This is a genomic window from Fulvimarina manganoxydans (assembly GCF_900176465.1).
Classification (GTDB): domain Bacteria; phylum Pseudomonadota; class Alphaproteobacteria; order Rhizobiales; family Rhizobiaceae; genus Fulvimarina; species Fulvimarina manganoxydans.
Map to the genome: position 1 here is coordinate 38,637 of NZ_FWXR01000016.1, position 24,825 is coordinate 63,461.

Annotated in this window: 25 protein-coding genes and 1 tRNA gene; 14 read left to right on the top strand and 12 right to left on the bottom strand. The window is 62.9% G+C overall.

The genetic code is table 11. The features are described 5' to 3' along the window. Window positions 1-83 precede the first annotated feature (83 nt). Both B9A15_RS15810 and B9A15_RS15815 read left to right on the top strand, forming a co-directional pair. A complete protein-coding gene (locus tag B9A15_RS15810; protein WP_210190534.1) occupies window positions 84-1,427 on the top strand; it encodes a cytochrome P450 in 1,344 nt (447 codons plus the stop codon). Between the two features lie 523 nt (window positions 1,428-1,950). Next, window positions 1,951-2,808: a TIGR01459 family HAD-type hydrolase gene (locus tag B9A15_RS15815; RefSeq protein WP_170923331.1), complete on the top strand. Its 858-nt coding sequence runs from the start codon at window positions 1,951-1,953 to the stop codon at window positions 2,806-2,808. A gap of 424 nt (window positions 2,809-3,232) precedes the next feature. Here B9A15_RS15815 and B9A15_RS15820 read toward each other — a convergent pair. Next, a tRNA-Gly gene (locus tag B9A15_RS15820) sits at window positions 3,233-3,307 on the bottom strand. Between the two features lie 603 nt (window positions 3,308-3,910). Between B9A15_RS15820 and B9A15_RS23030 the strand changes: the two genes are divergently transcribed. The 4 genes from B9A15_RS23030 (at window position 3,911) to B9A15_RS15840 (ending at window position 6,769) form a co-directional block, all read left to right on the top strand. After that, entirely contained in the window at window positions 3,911-4,444 is a 534-nt protein-coding gene (locus B9A15_RS23030) for a prolyl-tRNA synthetase associated domain-containing protein (protein ID WP_170923332.1), read from the top strand. Then, the gene (gene trxA, locus B9A15_RS15830) at window positions 4,441-5,436 is read left to right on the top strand and encodes a thioredoxin (RefSeq protein WP_084411463.1); all 996 of its coding nucleotides are present in this window, start codon (window positions 4,441-4,443) and stop codon (window positions 5,434-5,436) included. Before B9A15_RS23030 ends, trxA begins: the two co-directional genes overlap by 4 nt. 378 nt (window positions 5,437-5,814) lie before the next feature. Further along, window positions 5,815-6,492, top strand: coding sequence for an LON peptidase substrate-binding domain-containing protein (locus B9A15_RS15835; RefSeq protein WP_084411548.1), 678 nt, complete (start codon window positions 5,815-5,817; stop codon window positions 6,490-6,492). Between the two features lie 82 nt (window positions 6,493-6,574). Continuing rightward, complete coding sequence (locus B9A15_RS15840) at window positions 6,575-6,769, top strand: Trm112 family protein (RefSeq protein WP_084411465.1); 195 nt, start codon at window positions 6,575-6,577, stop codon at window positions 6,767-6,769. Window positions 6,770-6,839: 70 nt separating this feature from the next. On the opposite strand, the gene B9A15_RS15845 is transcribed toward B9A15_RS15840, so the two are convergent. Then, window positions 6,840-8,270 (bottom strand): methyl-accepting chemotaxis protein, encoded by a 1,431-nt coding sequence (locus B9A15_RS15845; protein WP_084411467.1) that lies wholly within the window; start codon window positions 8,268-8,270, stop codon window positions 6,840-6,842. A gap of 176 nt (window positions 8,271-8,446) precedes the next feature. After that, window positions 8,447-9,265, bottom strand: a complete 819-nt coding sequence (locus B9A15_RS15850; RefSeq protein ID WP_244556985.1) for a creatininase family protein — start codon at window positions 9,263-9,265, stop codon at window positions 8,447-8,449. A gap of 93 nt (window positions 9,266-9,358) precedes the next feature. Here B9A15_RS15850 and B9A15_RS15855 point away from each other — a divergent pair, with 93 nt between their 5' ends. The 3 genes from B9A15_RS15855 to B9A15_RS15865 all read left to right on the top strand — a co-directional run bounded on the left by B9A15_RS15855 (window position 9,359) and on the right by B9A15_RS15865 (window position 11,663). Further along, on the top strand, window positions 9,359-9,790 hold the full coding sequence (locus B9A15_RS15855; RefSeq protein WP_084411471.1) for a MarR family winged helix-turn-helix transcriptional regulator: 432 nt from the start codon (window positions 9,359-9,361) through the stop codon (window positions 9,788-9,790). A gap of 104 nt (window positions 9,791-9,894) precedes the next feature. Further along, on the top strand, window positions 9,895-10,935 hold the full coding sequence (locus B9A15_RS15860; RefSeq protein WP_084411473.1) for a LacI family DNA-binding transcriptional regulator: 1,041 nt from the start codon (window positions 9,895-9,897) through the stop codon (window positions 10,933-10,935). 275 nt (window positions 10,936-11,210) lie between these two features. Beyond that, window positions 11,211-11,663 carry a hypothetical protein gene (locus tag B9A15_RS15865; RefSeq protein ID WP_084411475.1) on the top strand — a complete coding sequence of 151 codons (453 nt, stop codon included), beginning with the start codon at window positions 11,211-11,213 and terminating at the stop codon, window positions 11,661-11,663. A 96-nt stretch (window positions 11,664-11,759) separates the two neighbouring features. Here B9A15_RS15865 and B9A15_RS15870 read toward each other — a convergent pair whose 3' ends face one another. The 5 genes from B9A15_RS15870 to B9A15_RS23700 all read right to left on the bottom strand — a co-directional run bounded on the left by B9A15_RS15870 (window position 11,760) and on the right by B9A15_RS23700 (window position 14,525). Beyond that, on the bottom strand, window positions 11,760-12,098 hold the full coding sequence (locus tag B9A15_RS15870; protein WP_084411476.1) for a YnfA family protein: 339 nt from the start codon (window positions 12,096-12,098) through the stop codon (window positions 11,760-11,762). After that, window positions 12,095-12,793, bottom strand: coding sequence for a GNAT family N-acetyltransferase (locus B9A15_RS15875; RefSeq protein WP_084411478.1), 699 nt, complete (start codon window positions 12,791-12,793; stop codon window positions 12,095-12,097). Before B9A15_RS15875 ends, B9A15_RS15870 begins: the two co-directional genes overlap by 4 nt. After that, window positions 12,790-13,785, bottom strand: a complete 996-nt coding sequence (locus B9A15_RS15880; protein ID WP_084411480.1) for an alpha/beta hydrolase — start codon at window positions 13,783-13,785, stop codon at window positions 12,790-12,792. The genes B9A15_RS15875 and B9A15_RS15880 overlap by 4 nt, the downstream gene beginning before the upstream one ends. 81 nt (window positions 13,786-13,866) lie before the next feature. Then, window positions 13,867-14,229, bottom strand: coding sequence for a cell division protein ZapA (locus B9A15_RS15885; protein ID WP_084411482.1), 363 nt, complete (start codon window positions 14,227-14,229; stop codon window positions 13,867-13,869). 14 nt (window positions 14,230-14,243) lie between these two features. Further along, window positions 14,244-14,525: a DUF4164 family protein gene (locus tag B9A15_RS23700; RefSeq protein WP_342170431.1), complete on the bottom strand. Its 282-nt coding sequence runs from the start codon at window positions 14,523-14,525 to the stop codon at window positions 14,244-14,246. A 216-nt stretch (window positions 14,526-14,741) separates the two neighbouring features. Here B9A15_RS23700 and tkt point away from each other — a divergent pair, with 216 nt between their 5' ends. Continuing rightward, window positions 14,742-16,769, top strand: a complete 2,028-nt coding sequence (tkt, locus tag B9A15_RS15895) for a transketolase (protein ID WP_084411486.1) — start codon at window positions 14,742-14,744, stop codon at window positions 16,767-16,769. A 185-nt stretch (window positions 16,770-16,954) separates the two neighbouring features. Beyond that, window positions 16,955-17,962 carry a type I glyceraldehyde-3-phosphate dehydrogenase gene (gap, locus tag B9A15_RS15900; RefSeq protein WP_084411488.1) on the top strand — a complete coding sequence of 336 codons (1,008 nt, stop codon included), beginning with the start codon at window positions 16,955-16,957 and terminating at the stop codon, window positions 17,960-17,962. 202 nt (window positions 17,963-18,164) lie between these two features. Here the strand turns inward: gap and B9A15_RS22645 are convergent, their stop codons facing one another. The 4 genes from B9A15_RS22645 to B9A15_RS15915 all read right to left on the bottom strand — a co-directional run bounded on the left by B9A15_RS22645 (window position 18,165) and on the right by B9A15_RS15915 (window position 21,001). After that, complete coding sequence (locus B9A15_RS22645; RefSeq protein WP_139798434.1) at window positions 18,165-18,323, bottom strand: DUF3563 domain-containing protein; 159 nt, start codon at window positions 18,321-18,323, stop codon at window positions 18,165-18,167. Between the two features lie 186 nt (window positions 18,324-18,509). Beyond that, the gene (locus B9A15_RS15905; protein WP_244556986.1) at window positions 18,510-19,352 is read right to left on the bottom strand and encodes an inositol monophosphatase family protein; all 843 of its coding nucleotides are present in this window, start codon (window positions 19,350-19,352) and stop codon (window positions 18,510-18,512) included. 109 nt (window positions 19,353-19,461) lie between these two features. Next, on the bottom strand, window positions 19,462-20,349 hold the full coding sequence (ttcA, locus tag B9A15_RS15910; protein WP_084411490.1) for a tRNA 2-thiocytidine(32) synthetase TtcA: 888 nt from the start codon (window positions 20,347-20,349) through the stop codon (window positions 19,462-19,464). 235 nt (window positions 20,350-20,584) lie between these two features. Then, entirely contained in the window at window positions 20,585-21,001 is a 417-nt protein-coding gene (locus B9A15_RS15915) for a hypothetical protein (protein ID WP_084411492.1), read from the bottom strand. Between the two features lie 389 nt (window positions 21,002-21,390). On the opposite strand from B9A15_RS15915, the gene B9A15_RS15920 reads away from it, so the two are divergent. The 3 genes from B9A15_RS15920 to B9A15_RS15930 all read left to right on the top strand — a co-directional run bounded on the left by B9A15_RS15920 (window position 21,391) and on the right by B9A15_RS15930 (window position 24,644). Continuing rightward, window positions 21,391-22,389 (top strand): ABC transporter substrate-binding protein, encoded by a 999-nt coding sequence (locus tag B9A15_RS15920; protein ID WP_084411494.1) that lies wholly within the window; start codon window positions 21,391-21,393, stop codon window positions 22,387-22,389. A gap of 328 nt (window positions 22,390-22,717) precedes the next feature. After that, a complete protein-coding gene (locus B9A15_RS15925; protein ID WP_084411496.1) occupies window positions 22,718-23,605 on the top strand; it encodes an ABC transporter permease in 888 nt (295 codons plus the stop codon). Beyond that, window positions 23,598-24,644, top strand: a complete 1,047-nt coding sequence (locus B9A15_RS15930; RefSeq protein ID WP_084411550.1) for a quaternary amine ABC transporter ATP-binding protein — start codon at window positions 23,598-23,600, stop codon at window positions 24,642-24,644. Before B9A15_RS15925 ends, B9A15_RS15930 begins: the two co-directional genes overlap by 8 nt. The last annotated feature ends 181 nt before the right edge of the window (window positions 24,645-24,825 follow it).

Genomic DNA, 24,825 nt, shown 5'->3' on the forward strand with positions numbered 1-24,825 from the left:
ATGCCAGAACTTCGAGCGTCCGATGGAGTTTGCCAGGTGCATGGCCATTTGGGAACGAATTCAAGGAGGGCGAGGCGCGGACCATGAACTCTTTCTACGACACGAGCCGAGACGAGCCTGATCGCCCGATCGCGCAAATGGACGATGAGAGCCTCCGGACGGGCGGATCCGCAAAGGCGCTCGACACTATTCCGAAGGAGGAGACGATCGACGCCACGCGCGCCTTCTTTCAGGAGGGCTATCGCTTCGTCTCCAATCGCTGCGAGCGCTTTGGGAGCGACATCTTCGAGACGCGGCTTCTCGGAGGTCCGGCGATCTGCATGCGCGGCGCGCAAGCGGCCGAGATGTTCTACGAGCCCGAACGCATGACCCGCAAGGGCGCCCTGCCCATGTCGACGCTTAAGCTTCTCCAGGATAAGGGAAGCGTCGCAACGCTGGACGGCCCGGCGCACCATCATCGCAAGGCGATGTTCCTCGATCTTCTCTCCCCCGCCCATGCCGAAGCGATCGCCCGACGCGCGGCCGAGGAACTCGAAACCAGAGCGGCAGCTTGGCCTCGTCTACATAGGGTGCGGCTGATCGACGAGTTTCACACGATCCTGGGTCAGGCGATTTTTGAATGGGCAAAGGTTCCGGTCCCGCGGGACGAGCTGCCGCGCCTCATCGACGAGCTTGCCGCCATGATCGCCAATTCGGGAACGGTCGGTCCGAAGAACTGGTGGGCTCGCGCCCGGCGACGACGGGCCGAGCGCAAGATTCGCCGCGCAGTGGACCGTGTTCGGGCGGGCTTCATAGAGGCCGAGCAAGAGAGTCCCTTTTCGCAGATCGTCTGGCATCGCGATCTCAACGGCCATCTCCTGCCCCCGGAGACTTGCGTCGTCGAACTCCTCAACATTCTGCGCCCGACCGTCGCCATCGCCCGTTTCATGGTCTTCGCGGTTCATGCCCTCTCACAGCGGCCTGACATGCGGGACCGCGTCGCGAAAGACGCCGATTTCGCCCATGCCTTCGTCCAGGAAGTGCGTCGAGTCTATCCGTTCTTCCCTGTAGTCGGCGGTGTGGCGAGACAGGCTTTCGAGTGGCGCGGCCACCATTTCGAGAAGGGCCGCTTCTTTCTTCTGGATCTCTATGGCACGGATCACCATTCCGCCCTCTGGCCCGATCCCGAAGATTTCCAGCCGGAGCGCTTTGTCACGCGCGAGCCCTCGCCTTTCGATCTCATTCCGCAAGGTGCTGGCGATCCGGCCCAGGACCATCGCTGCGCGGGCGAATGGGTGACGATTGCCGTGATGACGAAGCTCATCGGCGTCTTCGCCGAAAAGATCGACTATCGGCCGTCCAGCCAAGACGACAGCATCGATTTGCAGGAGATGCCCGCTGGGCCCCAAAGCGGCATGACCATCAAAGATGCGCGCCTTTGCCACTGAGCATCCGGCGCAAAAGAAAATGAGGATCGAGCGTAGAGCGAAAATAGTGTGTCACGCCCGCACGCCCTACGACGTTCACGCATTTTCTCGCTGACATTTGGAAACCGGACATAAGCGCTTACCCGTCAGCGAGAAAACCGCGTCGGCAAGCCTCACAGCCTCCTCAGCGCAATGCGAGGCAAAGTCGGGCTTCAGCTGCGTGACAGACCGGTGGCGCCCGGAGGCGCCACGGCTTGCATATCTTCCTGTCCCAATAACGGTCGCCGGCACGGCGCCCGGCTACCCAAAACCCGCCGGGCTTTTACATAATCATCTTGATCGCGCGGGCGCTGCGCAGGAGGAAGATCGCGTCTGAAACGCCATCACTTTCGCCTTTGCCATGCGGACGGCAGGCGTGAGCGACCGTGCTCGAGTGGGTTTGACGATTCGGATCGCGATGCGATCGTGCGAATTTCATCTAAGATATGAAGAAGGCAAAGCGAGCTTGGCCTCGAATGGACAGGCTGAGGTGAGGCGAGGCTTAATGAGCGGGACGACGGAAAGACTGGACGAGTTCCGCGATATCGCCGGGCGCTACGACGCCTTCTTTCTCGACCAGTTCGGCGTCGTCCATGATGGCTCCAGCGCCTATCCGGGAGCAGCCGAGGCCGTCACAGCGCTCGCATCCCTCGGCAAACCGGTCCTGTTCGTCACCAATTCCGGGCGTCCCGCCGCCTTCAACGAGGCGCGCTTGGCCGAATTCGGTGTTGCGCGGCACAGCTATCTCGCTTGCATCACCTCTGGCGACGTCGCCATCGCGCTGGTCGAAGACGGCACGATTGCGGTGCCGCAGGGCCGCCGTACGCGATGCCTCACCCTGTCGAGCCCGGGGGACGCGCATCTGTCCGAACGGCTCGATTGCATCGCCGTCAATGACGCGGAGGATGCTGATCTCATCGTCATTGCCGGGAGCCAGGCCGACCGGATCTCCATGGACGCCTATGCCGAGCGGATGGGCCCGGCCGCCAAGCGCGGCGTGCCGGCGATCTGCACCAATCCCGACCACCAGATGCTTACGCCGTCCGGCCTTGCGCCCGGCGCGGGCGCCATTGCCGATCTCTATGGCGAGCTCGGCGGACACGTGACCTTCGTCGGGAAACCGCATGGCGAGATCTATGAGGCGGCCTACTCCCATTTGCAGGCGATCGAGAAGACGCGGATTCTCTGCGTCGGCGATTCGATCTCCCACGACATCGTCGGCGCGCAGGGCTTCGGCGCGGCCAAAGCCCTTGTTCACACCGGCATCCAAGCCGGGTCCAATGCGGAAAGACGCGCCGCCAAGCTTCGCGAGACCGGCGTGACGATCGATCACCACCTCCCATGTCTGCGCTGGGCGCGCTGACAGAGAAACATCCGTCCAACCGGACCGCCCGTCTTTCCTGATCGATGGTGCATCGCCCGTGTCCGCCCCGAGGACCAGTCGGCAGAAACAAGCGCGCTTCAACAAATTTGTCAGCGAATTCAATGCTGAACGACGACCCGCGCGCTCGGGATCGTCGTGCAAGACACAACGCTCGAACACAGGCGGCGACCTGTTCGCAGAGCCGGTAGCTTCGACGTTTCGATCGACACGGCCCGTCAGAGGCTCGAAATAAAGGAAACCGAGAACGGCGTTTCGATCGCCTGCGCCTAGCGCTACGATCTTGCAATATTTCAGCCTGAAACAGACAACCCGGCAGACAATCGACAATACTCGGCACGAGCTTGTCGCCCATGCTTCAGGAACGTTGTCTTCATTCTTCAGAAAAGTCGTTCTGGATAAAATTTGGAGCGGGCGATGGGATTCGAACCCACGACCCCAACCTTGGCAAGGTTGTGCTCTACCCCTGAGCTACACCCGCCCGCTCCGCGCCGGAGGCGGTTGGCCTCGGCGACGAGCGGTGTATCGCTCAAAGCGGCGGCGATTGCAACAGGTCTGCGACAGAAATTTTCGATCCGGTTCAAAATCAATTGGAATCAGTTACTTAGTCAAGGACGGAGCGTCGCCACGGGCCTTATGGTGCGATTCGGCGAGCGCCTTTTCGCTTGCGGGCACAGGCTCCGCCTTCGCGGCGAAGACGCGCGTAACAATGCGGCTCGTCCCGATTCATACGAACGTCACGATGCACGAAGCTTGGCGCGAGGGACGGCGTTTTGATGGGCCCTCGCTTCGTGACGAGAACCGACAGCACCAGACAATGTCGGACAGTCAGCGGAGGCCAGAGTGGCAGACTTGGCGGCTCCGCTCGGCGTTGTGGCCCTCTCGTCACGGGCAAGACGGCGTCAGGGTCGGACCGGCCGACGGGCCTCGGAGGCAGAAAGCCGAACAGCGCTTGCGCAAAGCCGATAAGCGCTCGCGCAGGGGACAGATTTTGATAGGGTTCCGGTCGTTTCGATGGAAGTCCCTTGAACGATCGCCAGATGGTGGTCCAAAGCGCCTCAAGACGATCAGAAGGAGAGCCCCAATGACCCTGACCCGGGACGACCTCATGGCGACACTCGCCGCGAATCAGATTCCGGTCACGACGGTCGAGCATCCGCCGCTTTTCACGGTCGAGGAGTCGCAGGGTCTGCGCGGCGAGATCGCCGGCGCCCATACCAAGAACCTGTTCCTCAAAGACAAGAAGGGCACGATCTTCCTGGTTGTCGCGGAAGAGGAGACGGTGGTCGATCTGAAACAGCTGCATCGGCGGATCGGCGCATCTGGGCGCCTGTCATTTGCGAGCGGCGAGAAGATGCGCGAGCTGCTCGGCGTCGAGCCCGGCTCGGTCACCGCCTTCGGCGTCATCAACGATCGTGACGGCGTCGTCCGTGTCGTGCTTGATGAGCAGCTGACCACATACGATATCGTGAATTGCCACCCGCTGACCAACACCGCGACTACCTCGATCGCGCTTGCCGATCTGAAGAGGTTCTTCCATCTGACGGGTCACGAGTTTCTCGTCGCTCCCCTCGCCGAAGGGGCCGACGACCAACAGGACGAAACGAGCGCCGCATGAGCAACAATCCTTACGCCAATCCCCTTTCCGCCGGATATGCCGGGGCAGAACAGACGCCTGCCGTTCCCCTCGAAGGCTTCGGCCAGCAGAGCGCGGCCCCCGTCGAAGGTCTGATCAAGGACACGACGACGGCGAAATTTGCCGACGACGTCATCAAGGAGTCGCGCAACCAGCCGGTCCTGGTCGATTTCTGGGCGCCCTGGTGCGGCCCATGCAAGCAGCTGACGCCGATCCTGGAAAAGGTGGTCAAGGCGGCGCGCGGCAAGGTCAAGCTCGTCAAGATGAATATCGACGAGCATCCGTCCATCGCCGGTCAGCTGGGCGTTCAATCGATCCCCGCCGTCTTCGCCTTTGTCGGCGGGCGGCCCATCGACGGCTTCATGGGCGCGCTTCCCGAAAGCGAATTGAAGGGCTTCATCGACCGCCTGATTCAGCAGGCGGGCGGCGGCGCGGGCGAAGAGGGCGATCCGATCGCCGATGCGCTTGCGCAAGCAGCCGAGATGATCGCCGCTGGCGACGCGTCGAATGCCGCCCAACTCTATGGCGCCATTCTCCAGCATGAGCCGGGTCACGTTGCCGCGACGGCTGGCCTTGCGGAATGCTATCTGCAATTCGGCGACTCTCAGCGCGCCAAGGAGCTTCTCGATTCGCTGCCAGCCGACAAGGCCGCCGACCCCGCCGTTACCGCCCTGCGGACCAAGATGAAGCTCGCCGAGGAGATCGCCAAGCTCGGCGATCCCGCGAGCCTGGAACAGCGCCTCGCCGCCAATCCGGAGGATCACCGGGCCCGTTTCGATCTCGCGCTGATCGCCCAGGCGAAGGGTGATCGGGCGGGGGCGGCCGAGCATCTTCTAGAGATCATCCGCCGCGACCGCGAATTCGAGGATGACGGTGCCCGTCGCAAGCTTTTGGAATTCTTCGAGGTCTGGGGTCCGACCGATCCGGCGACGAAGGATGCGCGCCGCAAACTCTCCGCGCTGCTCTTTCGCTAGAGGCAGCGTCCCGGTCCTGTGTTCACGTCTCGTACCATCGACATCCAACCCGTACAGGGCTCGTTTTCAACAGGGTGAAAATAGGGCGGCGCTGCGGAGCACTGGCGAGACGCTTCGATCTGCGACAGGTCGCGCGCCGCCCTTGCGTTCGGGCGGCGCTGTTCCAGATGCGGGGCATGGACTGAGGTGACGACACAGATCTGTCATGACCCAAGGCGCACGGCCGAGGTGATGGCAGGCCCGATCCGCCTCCCCCGCCTCTTTGACGGCGGCTTCGCTGTCACGTCTCGTTCAAGATAGCGGCGAGCCCGGCTTGCAGGGGGATAGGGGCTCAAACGAGGTCTTTAAAGGCGCGGCTTTCGAAGGAGTGGACGAGTGGTGCAGGCAGGCAATCGCTTCTATTCGAAGGAAAGCGACCTCCCTTCGAAAGTGCCGATTTTTCCGTTGAGCGGCGCTTTGCTCCTGCCGGGCGGACAGCTGCCGCTCAACATTTTCGAGCCGCGCTATCTGAAGATGATCGACGATGCGATCGCCGGCGACCGGATCATCGGCATGATCCAGCCGAGCCTTGATGGACGACTGCGCGAGGATGGCGAGCCGGAACTTTGCCGCGTCGGATGCCTCGGCCGCATCACCTCGCTCTCCGAGAGCGGCGATGGCCGCTATTTGCTGGCCCTTAGCGGGATCGTCCGTTTCCGGCTACTGGAGGAGTTGGAGACCCGCCTGCCCTATCGGTCATGCCGCATCGCGGTCTTTAGCGGGGATCTCGACCAGGCGGAGAGATCGCCCAAGATCGACAGGGACGGGCTTCTGACCGTCTTCCGGCGTTATCTGGAAGCCAACCAACTCGAAGCCGATTGGGACTCGATCCGCAAGGCCGACGACGAAACCCTGGTTTCAGCGCTTTGCATGATGATCGCCCCATCGGGCGCGGCCGAACGCCAAGCGCTTCTCGAGGCCGAGGACTTGAGCGCACGGACCGATACGCTGATCGCGATCACCGAAATGGCGCTCGCCGACGATGACGAGGATGGCGGGCCGCGCACGCTGCAATAGGTGCCGATGGCAGCTTCGTCTTTTCATCATCCCCGGCTGAGCTTAGATCAGCGCCATGTCCGGCAGCCGAGAGACTAGAGTAATGAGTGATCGCGAAACAAAGGGGCAGCCCGATCCAAAACTTTTGGAACTGCTGGTCTGCCCCCTGACCAAGGCGTCGCTGCGCTATGATCGCGACGCTCAGGAGCTCGTTTCCGAAAAGGCGCAACTCGCCTATCCGATCCGCGATGGCATTCCGATCCTCTTAGCCTCGGAGGCACGCAGCCTGGAAGGCTGATTTGGAGTGTGTTTAGAAGGACGCAGCCGAAATCCGGTCTTCATTGTCGACCGTATTTCGGCTTGAGGTTTTAGGCCGCGCGGCGGATCGGCGCGCTCGGTCCTCGAGCGCTCGTAGTGTTTGAGGCATCGGAAAGACTAAAGCGATCGACAACCTCGCCGAGATGGCGCGTGTCGCAGGCCAGCGCCTGAGCCGAGGCGGTGTTCTCCTCGACCAGCGCCGCATTCTCTTGGATGATCTTGTCCATCTGATCAGAGGTCGCCGACAATTCGCGCAGGCCGCCGGCCTGTTCACGCGAGGACGAAGCGATCTGGTCGATGATCTCGGTGATCGCCGAGACGTCGTTGACGATCTCTTCGAGACTGCGGCCCGAGTCGGAGACCAGACCGACACCGGTCTGCACCTCTTCCGAGGAGGTGGCGATCAGGCCCTTGATCTCCTTGGCCGCTTCCGCAGAGCGCTGGGCAAGCGCCCGAACTTCCTGAGCAACCACCGCAAAACCCTTGCCGCTCTCACCGGCGCGGGCGGCCTCGACCCCCGCATTCAAGGCCAGGAGATTTGTCTGGAAAGCAATTTCGTCGATCACCGAAACGATCTGCGTGACCTGACGGGACGATGCGTCGATTCGGTGCATGGCTTCGACCGCCTTGGCGACGATCGCGCCGCCCGACCGGGCCCGAGTGTCGGCCGACTTGACCATCTGCTCAGCCTTGTCGCTGTTCTTCGAGGTCTGTTCAACGGCGCTGGCAAGGGTCGAGAGGGAGGCGACCGTCTGCTCGATCGCGGCGGCCTGCTGCTCGGTGCGGCGGGCGAGATCGCCCGATCGCGCGGCGATCTCCTGGGTCGCCGCGTCGACGGTCTGCACCGTGGAGGCGACATCCGAGATCGCCTCGGCCAAGCGAGAGACGGCGACGTCGAAATCTTCGGCGACCTTGGTGAAGGCAGCCGGCATACGTCCCTTCAGACTCACCGTCAGATCGCCCTCGGCAATCCGCCCCAAACCTTCCGTCAGATGTTCGAACGCTTCGGCGCGGGCATGGGCCTCGCGGTCGGCCTCGGCACGCTGGCGCTCCTGCTGCTCGCGCAATTCGACCATCATCGTCAGGTCGACCGTGAAGGTCATAATGACGTCCCGGCCGTCGATTTCGTCGGCGATCAGGGTCACAAAAGCCGGAAATTCGCTGCCATCGAGGCGCCGCATCCGCCATTCAAAGCGCGTGACGCCATTCGTTTTCAAGTCGGCCATGATACCCGGCAACATCTCGGCGGTGGGGCGCCCATCGGCTTGGGTCTTCGCCGCGATGTCGAGGGGCGTCAGGCCAATGATTTTATCGCGAGGCCCCTTCAACATCGCTTCCGTCGCCGGATTGCAGTTAATGAGTTTGCCGTCGGAAAACACGTAGCACGCATCAGGCGATACCCGCATCATCACCGAGGCAAACTGCTCATCCGCCGTTCGTCCACGACCGCTTCGCGGCCCTCTTCCCCAAAAACCGGTCATGCGTTCCACCCTGAGATTGCCTGAACAATCGTGATCAAAATCGTATGAATGAAAAATAGGGTGAAGAGATTGACGCTAACTTAACCCACGATGTCCTGGAGCCGACCGAATGATCTCGCCGCCCCGGCGCCATGGTCGGTTCGTTTACGCCAATTATTCCTGATAGTTATGCCATTTTATCGAGGGGATGCCTCGGCATGTCGGAGAGATGGCCTGATCTGGCGATGCGTCTCGGCGACTTCATCCACGAAACGCAGAAAACCCTGCGCCTGATAGCTCGCGATCGCGGCTCCGATCTCGGCGCTGGCGAGCCTTGCATCCCCAACGACGCCTTGCGCATTGAGGTCTTCGGCCATCCAGCCGAAGCCGAGCCGGCCATGTGCGGTCAGATGGCGGTTCTGTGTCGCAAGCACGCGCTGCTGTGAAGGGAAATCCGCCATTAGATCGCGGCGGACACGGGCGCCGGCGAAATGGAGCATGAGGCTCGTCTCCACCGCCCCGCCATGGATACCCTCTGCGATCTCTTCTGGCGGCAGGAGCCCCTTGGGATAGCCGAAGCGCAGCCAGGACGAGGTCGCGACGAACAGCCGATGGCGCGCGCGAAGTTCGACCGCCGCTTGGGCCATCATCGGTGAATTGCCGCCATGGGCGTTGACGATCACGAGAGATGAAAAGCCCGAGCGCTTGAGGCTCTCGCCAATGGCAAGGATCGTCTCTGTGGTCAGGCGCCACCCGAAATCCAGCGTGCCGCAGAAGCTGTGATGTTCGCTGGAACAGCCGATGCTTTGAACGGTCAGGAAGATCCCAGGCCAGTCGGACGGGGCTTCCGCTGCGACCTTTGCCACCATGGCACGGGCCAGAATCGCATCCGTGCCGAGCGGCAGATGGGGGCCATGCTGCTCGATGGCGGCGATCGGGAGGATGGGAACGAGACGGCTGAGATCGGCTGCCGCCAATTCAGGGCTCGTCCAATCCTCGTAGAAGCGTGAGAGCAAGGCTTGCCTCCAGGCGATTGCGGTGGATTGCCCGCCCGGCATGTGGACAAGCAAACTGAGCTTTGCACATGGTCGGATGAAGCGGGAGATGAAATGACCAACGGCAAGAAGGATACGATCGGCCAGCTGACCCTGACCGCCCGCGCCGTCAGGACCGCCTTCACAGCCGAGCTATCCGCCATGGGTCTTCATGCGGGCCAGGAGACGGTGCTTCTGACGATCGCGGAAAAGGATGGGATCGCGCTCCGGAGCCTCGCTGACCTCCTGGCCGTCCGCCCGCCGACGATCACCAAGACCATTGCCCGGCTTTCGGCGCAGGGTCTTGTGGAAAAGCGCGCTTCCAAGGCCGACGCGCGGCAAAGCCATGTGTTCTTGACCGATGCCGGACGGGCGATCGTGGGAGATTTGGAGAAAGTGCGTAAACGGGTTCAGAAGAGCGCCCTTTCCGATCTCAGCGACAAGGAGCGCAAGGCCTTGCGCAAACTCCTGAAGCGGGTCGAGGCCAATCTCCTTTCGGCCAAATGAGGGTCGATCGGCGGCAAAGCGCGCCACGTGGCTTTACGCTCGGCCTCGCCATTTGCCATAGATCGACAATGGATTGGGTCGCACGAGGGGCGCGTTAGGAAACGGTGGCGCAAAAGGTCAAACTGTCGACGATCGCCGAAGCGCTGGGCGTCTCCACCGCGACCGTCTCGCTTGCCCTGAGGGACAGCCCTCTCGTGGCGGATATCACCCGCGAGCGCATCAAGGCGACGGCGAGAGAGCTCGGCTATATCTACAATCGCCGCGCCGCGAGCCTGCGCACCTCCCGCTCCGGCATTGTCGGGGTCTGCGTCCACGACGTGATGAATCCGTTTTTCGGCGAGATCCTGAAATCGATCGAACACGAGCTCGACCGGCATCACCAGACCTTCATCCTGTGCAATCACTATGACGATCTGTCGAAGCAACGCGCCTTCGTCGACACGCTCTTGCAGCTCGGGGCCGACGGTCTCATTCTTTCGCCGGCCATCGGCACGCCGGCCGATGACATCCGCCTTGCCGAGGCCAACAATCTGCCGGCGGTCCTGATCGCCCGCACGATCGAAGGCTCGGGCGTCTGCGGCTTTCGCGGCGACGACACCTATGGAATGTCGCTCGCCGTCGATCATCTGATCGCCAAGGGCCACCGCTCGATCGCCATGATCGGCGGCACCCATCAGACCTCGACCGGCCGAGACCGGGCCGAAGGTTGGCGCCAATCGCTGATGAAGGCCGGAATCGAGCCGAGACCCGAATGGCGGATCGAGGGCCCACGCTCGCGTCATGCCGGCTTCAATGCGGCCAAGACCTTCGCCGGTCTCGATCCCTTGCCAACGGCCGCAGTCTGTTTCTCCGATCTCGTCGCGCTCGGCCTCATGTATGGTCTGGCGCGCGAAGGCCTGAGACCCGGAATCGACGTCGCAGTCATCGGCTATGACGATATCGACGAGGCGAGCATTGCCATGCCCTCCCTGACCACGGTGGCCAATGGCCAAGCCGAAGTCGGCCATCGGGCTGCCGGCGCGCTGCTCGATCGCCTCTCCGGCCAGCCGGCGAGCGACGAGACCGTGCTGATCCGCCCCGTGCTGAAAGTGCGTGCTTCGAGCGAACATTGGGAGATGTCCCAACGCGGCCAAGCCGCCGGCTGAGCAGACAGGGCTTGCGACCGGGACGCCACCACCGGGCACGAAAGGATCGGAAGATCGCCCACCTCGCGATCACGACCCAGTGAAAAGCTAACAAGGGCTTTCACGCCTCAACCTTCGCTTAAGCTTTCCGAGTGGATAATGGCCCGTAAGCGAGTTGAAGGGTCAAGGATTCTCTAACCACCCTTCCTCGCCACCTCGCGACGTTCCGCTGGCGCGGCCGCTCCCAAGGGCCCGGCGCCGAGAATGTCGAGTGTTCGAGCGTGTGGAGAGGTGTGATGTTGAATTTTGCTGCAACGGTCGCCGGCGCGGGTCTCGCCGCCATCGTCCTGGTCGCCAATCTCCAGGGCGCGCCGCTTCCGAAAGACGAGACCACGCGGGCGGGGGCAACCCTTCTCGATCCGATGACGATCACGAGCATTCCAGCCGCTCCCGAGCAGCGTCCGACCGAAGCAATCCGCCTGATCGACCTTCGCAGCGGCGCGACCTGCCGGATGCCTTATCCCCATCGTCTGTCGGAGAATTTCAGCTTCGCCCCAGTCGGGCCGGACTGCCAGGGCTCGCCCGATCTTGCCCGGGTCACCAAATGGCGCCGTACGGCGGAAGGCTATCTGGAAATGGCCGATGCGGGCGAGCGACCCGTGCTGCGCTTCATGCCCGGCGACGGCGTGCTCTACGAGTCGGTCTATCCCGCCCAGGCGATCGTGACGATCGTTCCGGCCAAGAGCTGATCTGCATCGGAAATCGAACGTGACGTGATCGACACGACGCCGGACGAGCCCGTTCGGCGTCTATAAGCGTCTCGCGCCTTCTCAAGGGGCTTTCGTTCAAGCGCCGCGCGGCCCCCACAAAATCGTGGAGGCGCCGATGAGACAAAGCACCAGACCTGCAACGTCCCAGCGATCCGGGCGCACATCCTCGATAAGCCACATCCAGCCGAGAGAGGCGGCGATATAGACGCCGCCATATGCCGCAAACGCTCGGCCGGCGGCAGCGCTGTCGATCAAGGTCAGGAGCCCGGCAAAGAGGGCGAGCGAGAGACATCCGGGGATGAGCCAGAGCGCGGAGCGATCGAGGCGCAGAACGGCCCAAACCGCGAAGCAGCCGCCGATTTCCGCAAGCGCTGCCGCGACATAGATGACGAAGATGCTCGGCGACAAGCTCATCGCGACGGGCCGAAATCCCTCAAACTCCGCAGCTGCCGACCATCCGCATCAAGGTTATCTGGCGAGAGCCAAGCCTGAAATGCCTTGCGCTGCGCCGGCCATTCCCTGTCCAGAAGCGAGAACCAAGCGGTGTCGCGATTGTGGCCCTTGACGATCATATGCTGGCGGAAGAGCCCTTCATAGGTGAAGCCGAGCCGCGCAGCTGCCCGCTTCGAGCCCTGATTGCCGTCGTTGCACTTCCATTCGAGCCGTCGATAGCCGAGCGATCCCAGGACGAGCTCCATCAGCAGAAAGAAGCCTTCGCTTGCCGCCACGGTTCTTTGCAGCGAGGGGGCGAGGCAGATATGGCCGAGTTCGATGACGCCGTTGCCAAGGTCTGCCCGAAACAGCGCGGCGACCCCTTCCGCCCTCCCGCTTTCGCGAGGCACGAAGGCGTAGAAGCGGTGGCCAGCGGCCAGATAGGCTTCGCGCCCATAACGGCTGAAGCTTTCGAAATCGGCGAAGGGTCCGCCGGCGAGCCAATCCCAGATCCGCCCCTCGCTATCCTTGGAAAAGGCGTCCCAAAGCTCGGTAAATCGGCTTTCGTCGACGATCGGCTCCAGCGCGACGCTCCGCCCGTCAAGGGTCTCGACCGGCGGAAAGCGGCGTGGCGCATAGGCCGTCAAATCGGCGGACCCGTCTTCTTCATTCGTCATCGTGCAGTCTCCCCTCGCTCGGCTTTCGCGCGATCGCCCGTCTCGCCGCTGCCCGAGCGCGCTTTCACGAAAGCAACGATATCACGCCGGATCGTCTCGTCATTGAAGGGAATCGCCGTCGCGAGCGCCGTGATCGCACCCACATGATCGACGCCTTGAACGATCCGATCGCGCACAAAGACGCCCGCCGCCCTCGCCTTTTCGGCCAGCGAAAGCGTGTTCTTCGGATCGACCGTGGTGTCGTCGGCTCCATGGATCAGAAGCATGGGCGGCTCGTCACCGGAGACGAAATTGACCGGCTGGCTCGTCTCGCGCGTCGCTTCCGGAAAGATGCGCTTGTAGCGCTCTTCGGTCAGCGGCAAAAAATCATAGGGGCCGGCCAGGCCGATGAAGCCGGCGAGCGAACCGATGGAGCCGCCGGCCGCCTTCAGATACCGGCCATCGGTCGCGAGAAGCCCGGCAATCTCGGCGCCGGCCGAGTGGCCCATCAGGACAATGGGATGGTCGCCGCCCGGCACGCCATAGACTCCCCCGTCCATCATCCGCTCGACCTTGACGACAGCCTTGGCCGCATCCTCCACAAAGGCGGGGAAGCGAACTTGTGGGTAAAGCCGATAATTCGGGATGGCGACGATGAACCCCTCGCTCGCCAAAGATTGGCCGACGAAGAGATAAATGTCCTTCGAACCCGTATCCCAGCTCCCGCCATGGACGAAGACGACGACGGGTGTCGTCGGCGTGGTTCGATTTGGAATATAGAGATCGAGCTTGGCCCGCTCGCCATCGCCATAAGGCACGTTGCGAACGACGTCATAGCCGGCGCCGCTGGTGACGGCATTGAGCACCGCCGCGCAAGCGGTCAATGCGAAAGCCGGCAGGATGGCCGCAATGAATCGCAAGGCACGGGCGCTGCGACTGAAGCCGCGCCGTCGCGCCGGCCACTGCTCGTCGCAGGGCTCAGGGGTTGGAGAGGTGGAAACTGACTGGCTCATAGACGAGTGATCTATCGCCGGACGCGTGCGGTGCAATGAGGCTCGATCGTCTCATTGGGAGAGCCGTTGCCCAATCGGCGGTCAAAGGCCCGAGCCGAGCCTTGCCGTCAGCCGTTCCATGAAGAGCGCTGCCTCGTCCATGGCGCGCAGAAAACGCGACCGATCGGCCGCCCTTCCGGCCTCGGCCGCCGCGATCTCGCCGCGCAAAGTCTCGCTCTCGGCTTCGAGCGCGGCAATGCGCTGGCGCGCATCGGAGAGTTCGTCCGCCGTCATGATGGCGGCCATGATCGTCAGGCGCTGATCCCCGATCTGGCCCACATCGTCCTTTAGCGAGGCGATCTTGCCCTCGATATCGGCGGCAAGGCCCTGCAGATGCTCCTCCTCGCCCGGCCCGCAGGCCATGCGATAGGTCTTGCCGTCGATCGTCACGACCACTTGCGGCATGAGCCGTCGGCCTCCTAATCCTCGCGCGGGGCGAGGACTTGCCGCACCCGTTCCATGGCGTCGACGAGCCTCTTGGAGACTTCGCGATTGGCCCGCTCCAGGCGTTGGCCGCGAGCCAGCGCCGTGTCGAGCTCGCGGGCCAGACGACCGCGATCGGCGGTCATGCGCTGGATCTCGGCCTCGGCATCGACGAGCACGGCTTCGCGCGCCAGGCGCGCCTCGACAGCGGCACCGAGCGCCTCGCCCGCCGCGTGCAGGCGCTGTTCGGCAGCCTCGAACTCTTCGTCACGCTTCACCCTGACAAGACTCCCCTCGGCCCATGACGATCGCGAGGCGACCGGCGGCTGAACGACCCGCTGTAACCCGTTGCCGGCGCCATGAAAAGATCGGTTTGCCCAACGCTTTGCCAAGCGTCGCGCGCTCGCGTGCCGATGTTGACACCCTTTGTGACCTGTGGTGTCTCCCGGCGGCATTCCGGCCTCTATCTGGCGCGGGAAGGGAGTTTGCCATCCATGACGACACCCGAGGCGCGGCGCGACATGGCCAATGCCATTCGCTTTCTGGCCGCTGACGCGGTGGAGGCGGCGGGCTCCGGCCATCCCGGTCTGCCCATGGGCGCCGCCGACATCGCGACCGTCCTCTTCACCCGCTTCCTGACCTTCGATCCCACGGCGCCCGCCTGGGCCAATCGCGACCGCTTCGTGCTGTCGGCCGGTCACGGCTCGATGCTCCTCTACGCCCTCCTTCATCTCCTGGGCTACAAGGACATCGATCTCGACGAGATCCGCCGCTTCCGACAGCTCGGCGCCAAGACCGCCGGCCATCCCGAATATGGCCATGCTGCCGGTATCGAAACGACGACGGGGCCGCTCGGCCAGGGCATCGCCAACGCCGTCGGCATGGCTATCGCCGAACGGCATCTCGCCGCGCGTTTCGGCTCGATCGTCGATCATCGCACCTTTTGTCTGGCCGGCGACGGATGCCTGATGGAGGGCATCAGCCAGGAAGCCATTGCGCTGGCCGGTCACCTGAAGCTCTCGAAGCTGACGCTCATTTGGGACGACAACGGCATCACCATCGACGGCAAGGTCTCGCTCGCCGATTCGACCGACCAGCTCGCGCGCTTTGCCGCCTGCGGCTGGGAGACGATCGCCTGTGACGGCCATGATCACGATGCGATCGCCGAGGCGCTGCAGGCGGCGATCAAGAGCGACCGACCGACCCTGGTCGCTGCAAAGACCACAATCGGCTTCGGCGCGCCGGGCAAGGCGGGCACTCAGGCCGCCCATGGCTCACCGCTCGGGTCATCCGAGATCGCAGAAATGCGCGAGACCCTCGGTTGGACCCACGAGCCCTTCCACATCCCACCCGAAACGCTCGATCAATGGCGCATTGCTGGGCTTCGCTCGGGCGCCGGTCGGCGTGAATGGGACGAGCGCTATGGCGAGCTCGACGCCGAGACGCGCGGCGAGTTCGATCGCGTCATGCGCGGCGATCTGCCAAGCGGTCTTCTGCAAGCCGTTCAGCGCGGCAAACGGAGGCTCAACGAGGAGCGGCCCGAAGTCGCCACCCGCAAGGCTTCGGAGATGGCGCTCGAGATCGTCACCGAGGCGGTGCCCGAGCTTCTCGGCGGCTCGGCCGATCTGACCGGTTCGAACAACACGCAGGTCGAGGCAACCCCGGCAATCACGCCCGAGGACTTCACCGGCCGGTATGTTCACTACGGCATCCGGGAACATGGCATGGCCGGCATCATGAACGGTCTAGCCCTGCATGGCGGCGTCATCCCTTATGGTGGGACATTCCTCGTCTTTTCCGACTATGCCCGGCCGGCCATCCGCCTCGCGGCGCTCATGGGATTGCGGGTCGTCTATGTGCTCACCCATGATTCGATCGGTCTTGGCGAGGACGGCCCCACCCACCAGCCGGTGGAGCATCTGGCGGCACTGCGCGCGATTCCCGGCCTCGACGTCATGCGGCCGGCCGATGCCGTCGAGACGCTCGAATGCTGGCACCTTGCCTTGACCGCATCCGACCATCCGACAGCCATCGTCCTGTCGCGCCAGAGCGTGCCGGCGCTTCGCACGGACGAATATGACGAGAACCGGACGGCGCGCGGCGCCTATGAATTGTTCTCGGCCGAGGGCGAAGCCGCGGTGACGATCTTCGCCACCGGGTCGGAAGTCGCGATTGCGGCGGCGGCCCGCCCCGTGCTCTTGAAGGCTGGCCTGCCGACGCGGGTCGTCTCGGTGCCATGCTTTGAGACTTTCGCCCGCCAGGCGCCGGAATATCGGGCGGCCTTTCTGAAGGACGCCTCGATCAAGGTCGCGGTCGAAGCCGGTATCCGCCAGGGCTGGGACGCGCTGATCGGGCCGGACGGCCTCTTCATAGGCATGGAGGGCTTTGGCGCAAGCGGCAAGGCCGGCCAGCTTTACGCCCATTTCGGCATCACCGCCGACCGCCTCGTGGACGCTGTCCTGGCGCGCCACGCCGAAATTCGCGGCGCGGACGAGGGCGAACCGGGCGAACCAGCCGCTTGAGAGAGGCCAGAGGTTGAAGACCGGGCCCGTCCGCCCGACCTTGTTGGGCGAACTCGGGCAAAGCCGGGCCTGCCGCTTATTGATCGCCGGCCGGCGCGGGTTTAGAGCCTAGCCACCCATGGCCGGGATGCCCGGCCCCATCCCGATCCGCCGCGGCCGCGGCGTGTCTCAACGGAGGACCCCTCATGGCAGTTCGCGTCGCAATCAACGGTTTTGGCCGCATCGGTCGCAATGTGCTTCGGGCGATCGTCGAATCGGGCCGCACCGATATCGAAGTCGTCGCGATCAACGATCTCGGCCCGGTCGAGACCAATGCCCATCTCATCCGCTATGACAGCGTCCATGGCCGCTTCCCCGGCACGGTCACGGTCGAGGGCGACACGATCGATGTCGGTCGCGGCCCGATCAAGGTGACCGCCGAGCGCGACCCCAAGGCCCTGCCCTGGGGCGAGATCGGCGTCGATGTGGCCATGGAATGCACCGGCCTCTTCACCGCGCGCGACAAGGCGGCCGCTCATCTGGAGGCCGGCGCCAAGAAGGTCCTGATCTCGGCGCCGGGCGACAAATCCGATCTCACCGTCGTCTATGGCGTCAATCACAAGAAGCTGACGAGCGAGCACAAGGTCGTCTCCAACGCCTCCTGCACGACCAACTGCCTGTCGCCCGTCGCCAAGGTCCTGAACGATGCCATCGGCATCGAGAAGGGCATGATGACGACCATCCATTCCTATACGGGCGACCAGCCGACGCTCGACACGATGCACAAGGATCTCTACCGCGCCCGCGCCGCCGGCCTTGCGATGATCCCGACCTCGACGGGCGCGGCGAAAGCCGTCGGCCTCGTCCTGCCCGAGCTCAACGGCAAGCTGGACGGTTTTGCCATGCGCGTGCCGACGCCGAATGTCTCGGTGGTGGACCTGAAGTTCATCGCCAAGCGCGAAACGAGCGTTGCCGAAATCAACGAGGCCATCAAGGCGGCCGCCGACGGCCCACTCAAGGGCATTCTCGGCTATACGAACGACAAGAACGTCTCCATCGACTTCAACCACGACCCCCATTCCTCGATCTTCCACATGGATCAGACCAAGGTCATGGACGGCACAATGGTCTCGATCCTGTCCTGGTACGACAATGAATGGGGCTTCTCGAACCGCATGTCGGACACGGCGATCGCGCTTCACAACGCGGGCTGACGCTCATTCGTCGCTCGGACTTGTCATCCGATCTAAGAAAAGGCGCGGGGAGCTTCGGCTCCTCGTGCCTTTTTCGTCATTGCGGTTCGATCGCAGCTTACGGGCAAAACAAAAAGGCCGGCGCCTCTAGGCCCGGCCTTCTCAAGCGATCATATCATTCTGCGCGGTCCGATAAGCGGCTTTCCCGCCTGAAAGCATCCGCTCAGAATTGCGGGCGGTTGCGGAAGCGGCCCTGGTCGATCTCGCGCTGGCGGCGCTCCAGATCGTAATGCGACACCGCGCCGTTCAGATATTCCATCTCGGGATCGAACTCGCGGAACGTCTTGATAGCCTTACGGAGCTTGCTGATCGGTCCAGCCATGGTCTCAACTCCTTCTCTCTTCTGGTCTCATCTTGTGTGACCTGAAGATAGGAGCGATTAGCGCGCTCCACCAATGCTCATTTTGCAGCGCAACAATCCACTCCATGCATAGCGGATTAAAGACCGCTTAACGCGCCCGGCGGGCGGACGCGCCGAGGGGTCGCGCGCCCCCCTCGCATCGACCGGTCAGACCATCTCCGCCCCGACGCCCAGAAGCTGCGAGGCCGCGCTCTTCCAGGTCTGCCGGCTGCAGGCGCTCAAGAGAACGCCGTCATAGCGAGTGGGATCGTAGGGCGTGCCATCGTCAAAGGCCACATGGCCGCCTGCCTCCTGAACGATCATCACGCCCGGCGCGTGATCCCAGGGCATGGTGCGCGAATAAAGGACGAAATGGGCGCCGCCCGTTGCCAGCATTTTGTATTCATGGCCGGCATTGCGGTAATTGGCAAAGATCTTCACGTTTTCGAGGCGCGGCAGCAGCGCGTGCTTGGCCTTCTCCTCGAAATAGGTCGCGCTGACGATGCCGACCGCCTCGTCGAGCGGGACCGGCCAGGCCACCTTGATGCGGCGCTTGTCGTCCTTGCCGAGATCCCACCAGGCGCCCGCCCCGCGCTCTGCCATGACCGTGTCGCCCGAGACCGGGTCGTGGATCGCGCCGGCCACCACTTCGCCTTTGGAAATGACCGCAGCCATCACTGAAAAGAGAGGCACGCCGGCGGCATAGTTGGACGTGCCGTCGATCGGATCGACGACGACGGCGAGATCCGCGCCTTTCAGCTTGTCGAGGACGGACGGGTCCTTGGCGACGGTCTCCTCGCCCACGAAGAGCGCGTTCGGGGCGAGCTCTTGAACAGCCTTGCGGATGTGAGCCTCGGACGCTTCGTCGGCCTCGGTCACGATGTCGGTCGCAGACGTCTTCTCGCGGATATCGCCCGCGCCGAGATTGCGGAAACGAGGCATGACCTCCGTCCGCCCGGCCTCCTGCATGATCGAGACGAGGCGTTCGATGTCGATGGGGGCCTGAGACACTGGGGGATCACTCCTTGGTTTCGTGATGGCGGGTCAACGCCGGCAAGAGGGTTCAAGGACGGCCGGCTCGGTTTCTCGTCGGCCGTGGCCGTCGTCCGAAAAGCCTCGGTCAGGAATCTAGGGCCTGATCGGGCCGAAGCGAAGCAAAGTCGAAGAGCGAGGGGTCGAGAAGATGACTCGGCCTTGCATGGGCGAGCGCACGCATCATCACCGCCTTGCGGCCGGGGAAGCGCTTTTCGAGATCGTCGAGCATCGCCTTCGTCACATTGCGCTGAAGCCCATCCTGGGAGCCGCAGAGATCGCAAGGGATGATCGGGAAGGCCATCGCCTCGGCAAAGCGGGCGAGATCGTCCTCGGCCGAGCGGATCAGCGGGCGAAGAACCATGAGATCGCCCTCGTCATTGACGAGCTTGGCCGGCATCGCCGCCAGCCGGCCTCCATGGAAGAGATTCATGAAGAAGGTTTCGAGACAGTCTTCCCGATGATGGCCAAGAACCAGCGCCTCGCAGCCCTCTTCGCGCGCGATGCGATAGAGATGACCGCGCCTGAGCCGCGAGCAGAGCGAACAATAGGTCGCATTCTCGGGTAGCTTGTCGGTGACGATCGAATAGGTGTCCTGATATTCGATCCGATGCTCGATGCCGAAGCGATCGAGCCATTCCGGCAGAATGTGCTTGGGGAAATTCGGCTGGCCTTGATCAAGATTGCAGGCGAGAAGATCGACCGGCAGGAGACCGCGCCATTTGAGATCATGCAGAAGGGCAAGAAGCGAATAGGAATCCTTGCCGCCCGAAATGCCGATGAGCCATCGCGCGCCAGGCCGGACCATGCCATGGGTCTCGATCGTCTCGCGCATTTCGCGCACGAGCCGTTTGCGCAGCTTCTTGAAGCCGACGCTCGACGGCGCGGATGCAAAGAGCGGATGGCCGCCCTCCGGGCCGGAGCCCTCATCCTCAGAGCCCGCATGGTTTGGCGCCAAAGAGATATCGTCCAGCATGCGCAGCTCCTCTCCATCGGACCTGCGGAGCGCTTCAAGAGCTTGCGGGATCGTTCGCCATCCTGTCCGATCCGCCCGCTCCGCCCTTCGGCTCCGCATGAGCGGGGTCTAACCCCAAGAAGATCGAAGGAAAAGGGGCGCCGTTCGATCCGCAGCTTCGGCCAAACGTTCATCCGCTGCAATCGGCACCCGCGAGCAGTGCCGAGGAGGCAAGCTCCCGTTTTGCAAGGGCGCCTCAGCCAAGCCTTTCCGCGTTGGACCGCAGGCGCTCGACCGCGGGGGTCAGGGCCGAGGAGGAGATTTCGTCGAAGCTGCGCCTGACGTCGCTCATCAGGAATCGCCCCTCCATCGCCGAGGCCTGGAATTGCAGGAGCGAGGCATAACAGCTCAATTGGAGCGCGAAAGCGCCCTCGACCACGGCCTCGACCTTCTCGCAGACGGCAAGCCGCGTTTCCTCGCGATCGAAGGGCGAATAGACGCGCGTTTCGGCAATCAGCTTGGGCACGCGAACGCCCAGAACGAATGGCGTCAGATGCATGAGGGTCATCCAATCGGCAATGCCGTCCGCCCAGCTTTCGGCTCGCTCTGAAACATCGTCGGCAAGGGCGATCATCTCGTTGATTTCGGTGTCGACGCCCACATGTTTGTTCATGACTGGCCTCTCTGCAAGCGATGGGTCGAAAGCCGGGCATGGTCGCATGGAGGAAGCCGGCCGGCGACGAGGCCCATCTATTGTGCAGTGCAATATAACATAGCCGCGCACGAATTCCTAAACCCTGGAGTTCAGGGCCGAGCGAGGAATGAAGCAGATGCGGCATGAAGGCGGCGAAACCGCGACCAAAAGATCATCCTCAGACGGGCAAGATCGCCTTGGCATCTTCGGGAGATTGTCCTAGGTTCGGCGCGCCTGACAGACTTTGGCCGAAGGGAGACGGCAGGTCGCGCCTCAATAGGGCAGAGTAGTCATCTCGGATCGTAAGCGATCGAAACTGGACGACCTGACGAAACGACTTCCGTGAAACGATCAAACAAGGACCTATCATGAGAAGCTTTCTCGCATCGACTGTTCTTGCCGCAGGGCTGTTCGGTCTCGCATCGAGCGCTCACGCGCAGGACGGCTGCGACGTCACGATTTCCAACATGAACTGGGCCTCGGCGGAGGTCATGGCCGCCATCGACAAGATCATTCTCGAAGAAGGCTATGATTGCAGCGCCCAGCTGGTGCCGGGCGACACGATGCCGACCTTCGCGTCGATGACCGAGAAGCAGCAGCCGGACGTCGCGCCGGAAATGTGGGTCAACCAGTTCCGCGAGCAGATCGACAAGGCGGCCGATGAAGGCACCGTCAAATTCGGCGCCGAGGTTCTCTCGGACGGCGGCGAGGAAGGCTTCTGGATCCCGGATTATTTCGCCGAGGCTCACCCCGAGATCAAAACCGTCGCGGATGCCTTCGACCATCCGGAGCTCTTCCCGTCGAAGGAAGACCCTTCCAAGGGCGCGTTCTATAATTGCCCGGCCGGCTGGGGTTGCCAGATCACCACGACCAATCTCTTCAAGGCCTATGACGGCGCCGAAAAGGGCTGGACCTTGGTCGACACAGGCTCGGCCGCCGGCCTCGACGGCTCGATCGCTCGTGCCTATGAGAGCAAGGAGCCCTGGATCGGCTATTACTGGGCACCGACCGCCATTCTCGGCAAGTATCCGATGAAGCGGCTTCCCTTCGACGTCGAATATGACGCGAGCGAGTGGCAGAACTGCACGACGGTCGCCGACTGCCCCGATCCGAAGAAGAATGCCTGGACGAAATCGGAAGTCTACACCATCACCACGCCTGCCGTGCAGGAGATGGAAAACGGCGTTTCGGACTATTTCGATACCCGCGCCTGGGCCAACGACACGGTCAACAAGCTGCTTGCCTGGAAGGAAGACAATCAGGCGACCGGTGAGGACACCGCCTATTACTTCCTGGAAAACAACCCGGACATCTGGACGAAGTGGGTCACGCCGGAAGCCGCCGAGAAGATCAAGGCTTCGCTCTAGGACGCCCTTCGATGGCGGCGCCCATCCATGTCTCGCGGCAGCCTTCTTCACAGGCCTTGCGGCGTCGATCCCGCCTCCATCGCTCCAACATCGCTTTCATCATTTTCGGCCGTCCCTTCTGGGGCGGCCGATTTTTCGCGTCGCACCGCCTTCCTGACCGGAAAGGTCGCGGCAGAAGCGCATCACACAGAAGCCGCCCTTTTTCGCGCGCGAACTGACTATGCGGCGAAAATTCCTGAGACGTGCAGACAACCGATCGTTCAAAAAGGGACATTGATCCCGATGATCGGTTCCGCGCTCGCCAAGGCGGCCACAGGAGACCTGACACTTGGACTGGCTGACCGAATTTCCTCAGCTTCCCGGGCGCGATCTGCGCCTTCTCTCCCGCACCATCGATCAATATTATCGAAGTTTCTCGCGCGCTTACGGCGATGACATCGAAGCGTTCTTCCGCCCGCTTCTCGACTTCCTGCTCTGGTTCGAAACCCTGCTCCAGCAAACGCCCTGGTTCATCGTCCTCGCCGCGATCGTGGCCATTGTCTGGTTCGCCAGCCGATCGCTCAAGATCACTATCGGGACCGCGATCGCTCTCATCCTGATCGGCGTCTTCGGCATGTGGGAGGATACGATGAGCACCCTGTCGATCATCGTCGTTTCCACGCTTTTGTCGATCGTCATCGGCCTGCCGATCGGCATCTTGATGTCGCGCTCCGACAAGGTGCAGGCAGCGATCAATCCGATCCTCGACGTGATGCAGACGATGCCGTCCTTCGTCTATCTCATCCCGATCGTCATGCTGCTCGGCATCGGCCTCATTCCCGGCCTGCTCGTCGTCGTCATCTATGCCATGCCGCCGATCATCCGCTTGACCAATCTCGGCATCCGGCTCGTCGATAAGGAGGTTCTGGAAGCGGCGAACGCCTTTGGCTCGTCAAACTGGCAGAAGCTGACGCAAGTCCAGTTGCCCCTGTCGCTGCCGACCATCATGGCCGGCATCAATCAGACCATCATGATGGCGCTCGCCATGGTCGTCGTCGCCTCGCTGATCGGCGTGCGCGGTCTCGGCCAGCCGGTGCTTCAGGCGATCACCAATCAATATTTCACCCAAGGCCTGCTCAACGGCCTCGCCATCGTCGCCATCGCCATCGTCTTCGACCGCGCCAGTCAGGCCTATGGCCGGCGTCTTCAGCGCCACCGGGAGGCCGCCCATGGCTGAGACCGCGATTTCTGTCCGCAATCTCTACAAGATCTTCGGCGACGACGATCGGGCCATGGTGGAGAAGGTCAAGGCAGGCATGAGCAAGCAGGAGCTTTTGGCCGAACATGGCCATGTGCTCGGCCTCAAGGACATCAATATCGATATGCCGGCGGCCGGCATTCAGGTGGTGATGGGTCTTTCGGGCTCCGGCAAGTCGACCCTGATCCGCCATCTCAATCGGCTGATCGAGCCTTCGGCCGGCGAGATCGTCGTCGGCTCCGACAACGTCCTCGACATGTCGGCCAAGCAGTTGCGCGAGTTTCGTCGCCATCGCATCTCGATGGTGTTCCAGCGTTTCGGCCTGCTTCCGCACAAGACGGTCATCGACAATGTCTCCTACGGCCTCGCGGTCATGGGGAAGACGAAAGACGAGCAGCGTACGGGCGCTCTGCGCTGGATCGAACGCGTGGGGCTTTCGGGCTATGAGGAGAATTATCCAGCCCAATTGTCGGGCGGCATGCAGCAACGCGTGGGGCTTGCCAGAGCGCTTGCCACGGACGCGGACATCCTCCTGATGGACGAAGCCTTCTCTGCGCTCGATCCGCTGATCCGCACCGACATGCAAGGCATCCTTCTCGATCTTCAGAAGGAGCTTCACAAGACGATCGTCTTCATCACCCATGATCTCGACGAAGCGCTGCGCCTCGGCGACCGGATCGCCATTTTGCGCGACGGCGAAATCGTCCAGCAGGGGACGGGCCAAGAGATCGTGCTGAAACCGGCCGACGACTACATCTCCTCCTTCGTGCGCGAGGTGAATCGAGGCCGGGTCATCAAGGTCGAGACGGTCATGGACCCTGTGTCGGATGCCAGCCCAGCGCAGGGGATCGAGGTGCCGGAGGGCACGATCCTCGAAGAGGCGGCCCGGCAGATGAGCGAGGCGGATGTCGTCAATGCCCAGGTGATACGGGACGGCCGCCCGGTCGGCCAGATCACCATGCGCCAGGTGATGGCCGCCATCGCGACGCCGGTTCTGAAGGATGCGATGGCCGCCTGATAGAAGACTGGTTGGTCCGATCAGGCGTCAGCTTATCGCCGATCGAACCTTTCGCAACGATCAGACATGGGAGAGAAGCTTCGTAGCTCGCGGCTTCTCTTCCCCCTCCCCCAAGACCAGTATCCGCTTTTTTCAACCGAGCGCCGAACAAACGTCACACATCGGCTGGATGATCGTTGGC

What these genes read in the sequence shown, in the direction of transcription:
- B9A15_RS15810 (WP_210190534.1), top strand. Translation starts at nt 84, where the DNA reads ATGAACTCTTTCTACGACACGAGCCGAGACGAGCCTGATCGCCCGATC.
- B9A15_RS15815 (WP_170923331.1), top strand. Translation starts at nt 1,951, where the DNA reads ATGAGCGGGACGACGGAAAGACTGGACGAGTTCCGCGATATCGCCGGG.
- B9A15_RS23030 (WP_170923332.1), top strand. Translation starts at nt 3,911, where the DNA reads ATGACCCTGACCCGGGACGACCTCATGGCGACACTCGCCGCGAATCAG.
- trxA (WP_084411463.1), top strand. Translation starts at nt 4,441, where the DNA reads ATGAGCAACAATCCTTACGCCAATCCCCTTTCCGCCGGATATGCCGGG.
- B9A15_RS15840 (WP_084411465.1), top strand. Translation starts at nt 6,575, where the DNA reads ATGAGTGATCGCGAAACAAAGGGGCAGCCCGATCCAAAACTTTTGGAA.
- B9A15_RS15845 (WP_084411467.1), bottom strand. Translation starts at nt 8,270, where the DNA reads ATGACCGGTTTTTGGGGAAGAGGGCCGCGAAGCGGTCGTGGACGAACG.
- B9A15_RS15855 (WP_084411471.1), top strand. Translation starts at nt 9,359, where the DNA reads ATGACCAACGGCAAGAAGGATACGATCGGCCAGCTGACCCTGACCGCC.
- B9A15_RS15865 (WP_084411475.1), top strand. Translation starts at nt 11,211, where the DNA reads ATGTTGAATTTTGCTGCAACGGTCGCCGGCGCGGGTCTCGCCGCCATC.
- B9A15_RS15870 (WP_084411476.1), bottom strand. Translation starts at nt 12,098, where the DNA reads ATGAGCTTGTCGCCGAGCATCTTCGTCATCTATGTCGCGGCAGCGCTT.
- B9A15_RS15875 (WP_084411478.1), bottom strand. Translation starts at nt 12,793, where the DNA reads ATGACGAATGAAGAAGACGGGTCCGCCGATTTGACGGCCTATGCGCCA.
- B9A15_RS15880 (WP_084411480.1), bottom strand. Translation starts at nt 13,785, where the DNA reads ATGAGCCAGTCAGTTTCCACCTCTCCAACCCCTGAGCCCTGCGACGAG.
- B9A15_RS15885 (WP_084411482.1), bottom strand. Translation starts at nt 14,229, where the DNA reads ATGCCGCAAGTGGTCGTGACGATCGACGGCAAGACCTATCGCATGGCC.
- tkt (WP_084411486.1), top strand. Translation starts at nt 14,742, where the DNA reads ATGACGACACCCGAGGCGCGGCGCGACATGGCCAATGCCATTCGCTTT.
- gap (WP_084411488.1), top strand. Translation starts at nt 16,955, where the DNA reads ATGGCAGTTCGCGTCGCAATCAACGGTTTTGGCCGCATCGGTCGCAAT.
- B9A15_RS22645 (WP_139798434.1), bottom strand. Translation starts at nt 18,323, where the DNA reads ATGGCTGGACCGATCAGCAAGCTCCGTAAGGCTATCAAGACGTTCCGC.
- ttcA (WP_084411490.1), bottom strand. Translation starts at nt 20,349, where the DNA reads ATGCTGGACGATATCTCTTTGGCGCCAAACCATGCGGGCTCTGAGGAT.
- B9A15_RS15915 (WP_084411492.1), bottom strand. Translation starts at nt 21,001, where the DNA reads ATGAACAAACATGTGGGCGTCGACACCGAAATCAACGAGATGATCGCC.
- B9A15_RS15920 (WP_084411494.1), top strand. Translation starts at nt 21,391, where the DNA reads ATGAGAAGCTTTCTCGCATCGACTGTTCTTGCCGCAGGGCTGTTCGGT.
- B9A15_RS15930 (WP_084411550.1), top strand. Translation starts at nt 23,598, where the DNA reads ATGGCTGAGACCGCGATTTCTGTCCGCAATCTCTACAAGATCTTCGGC.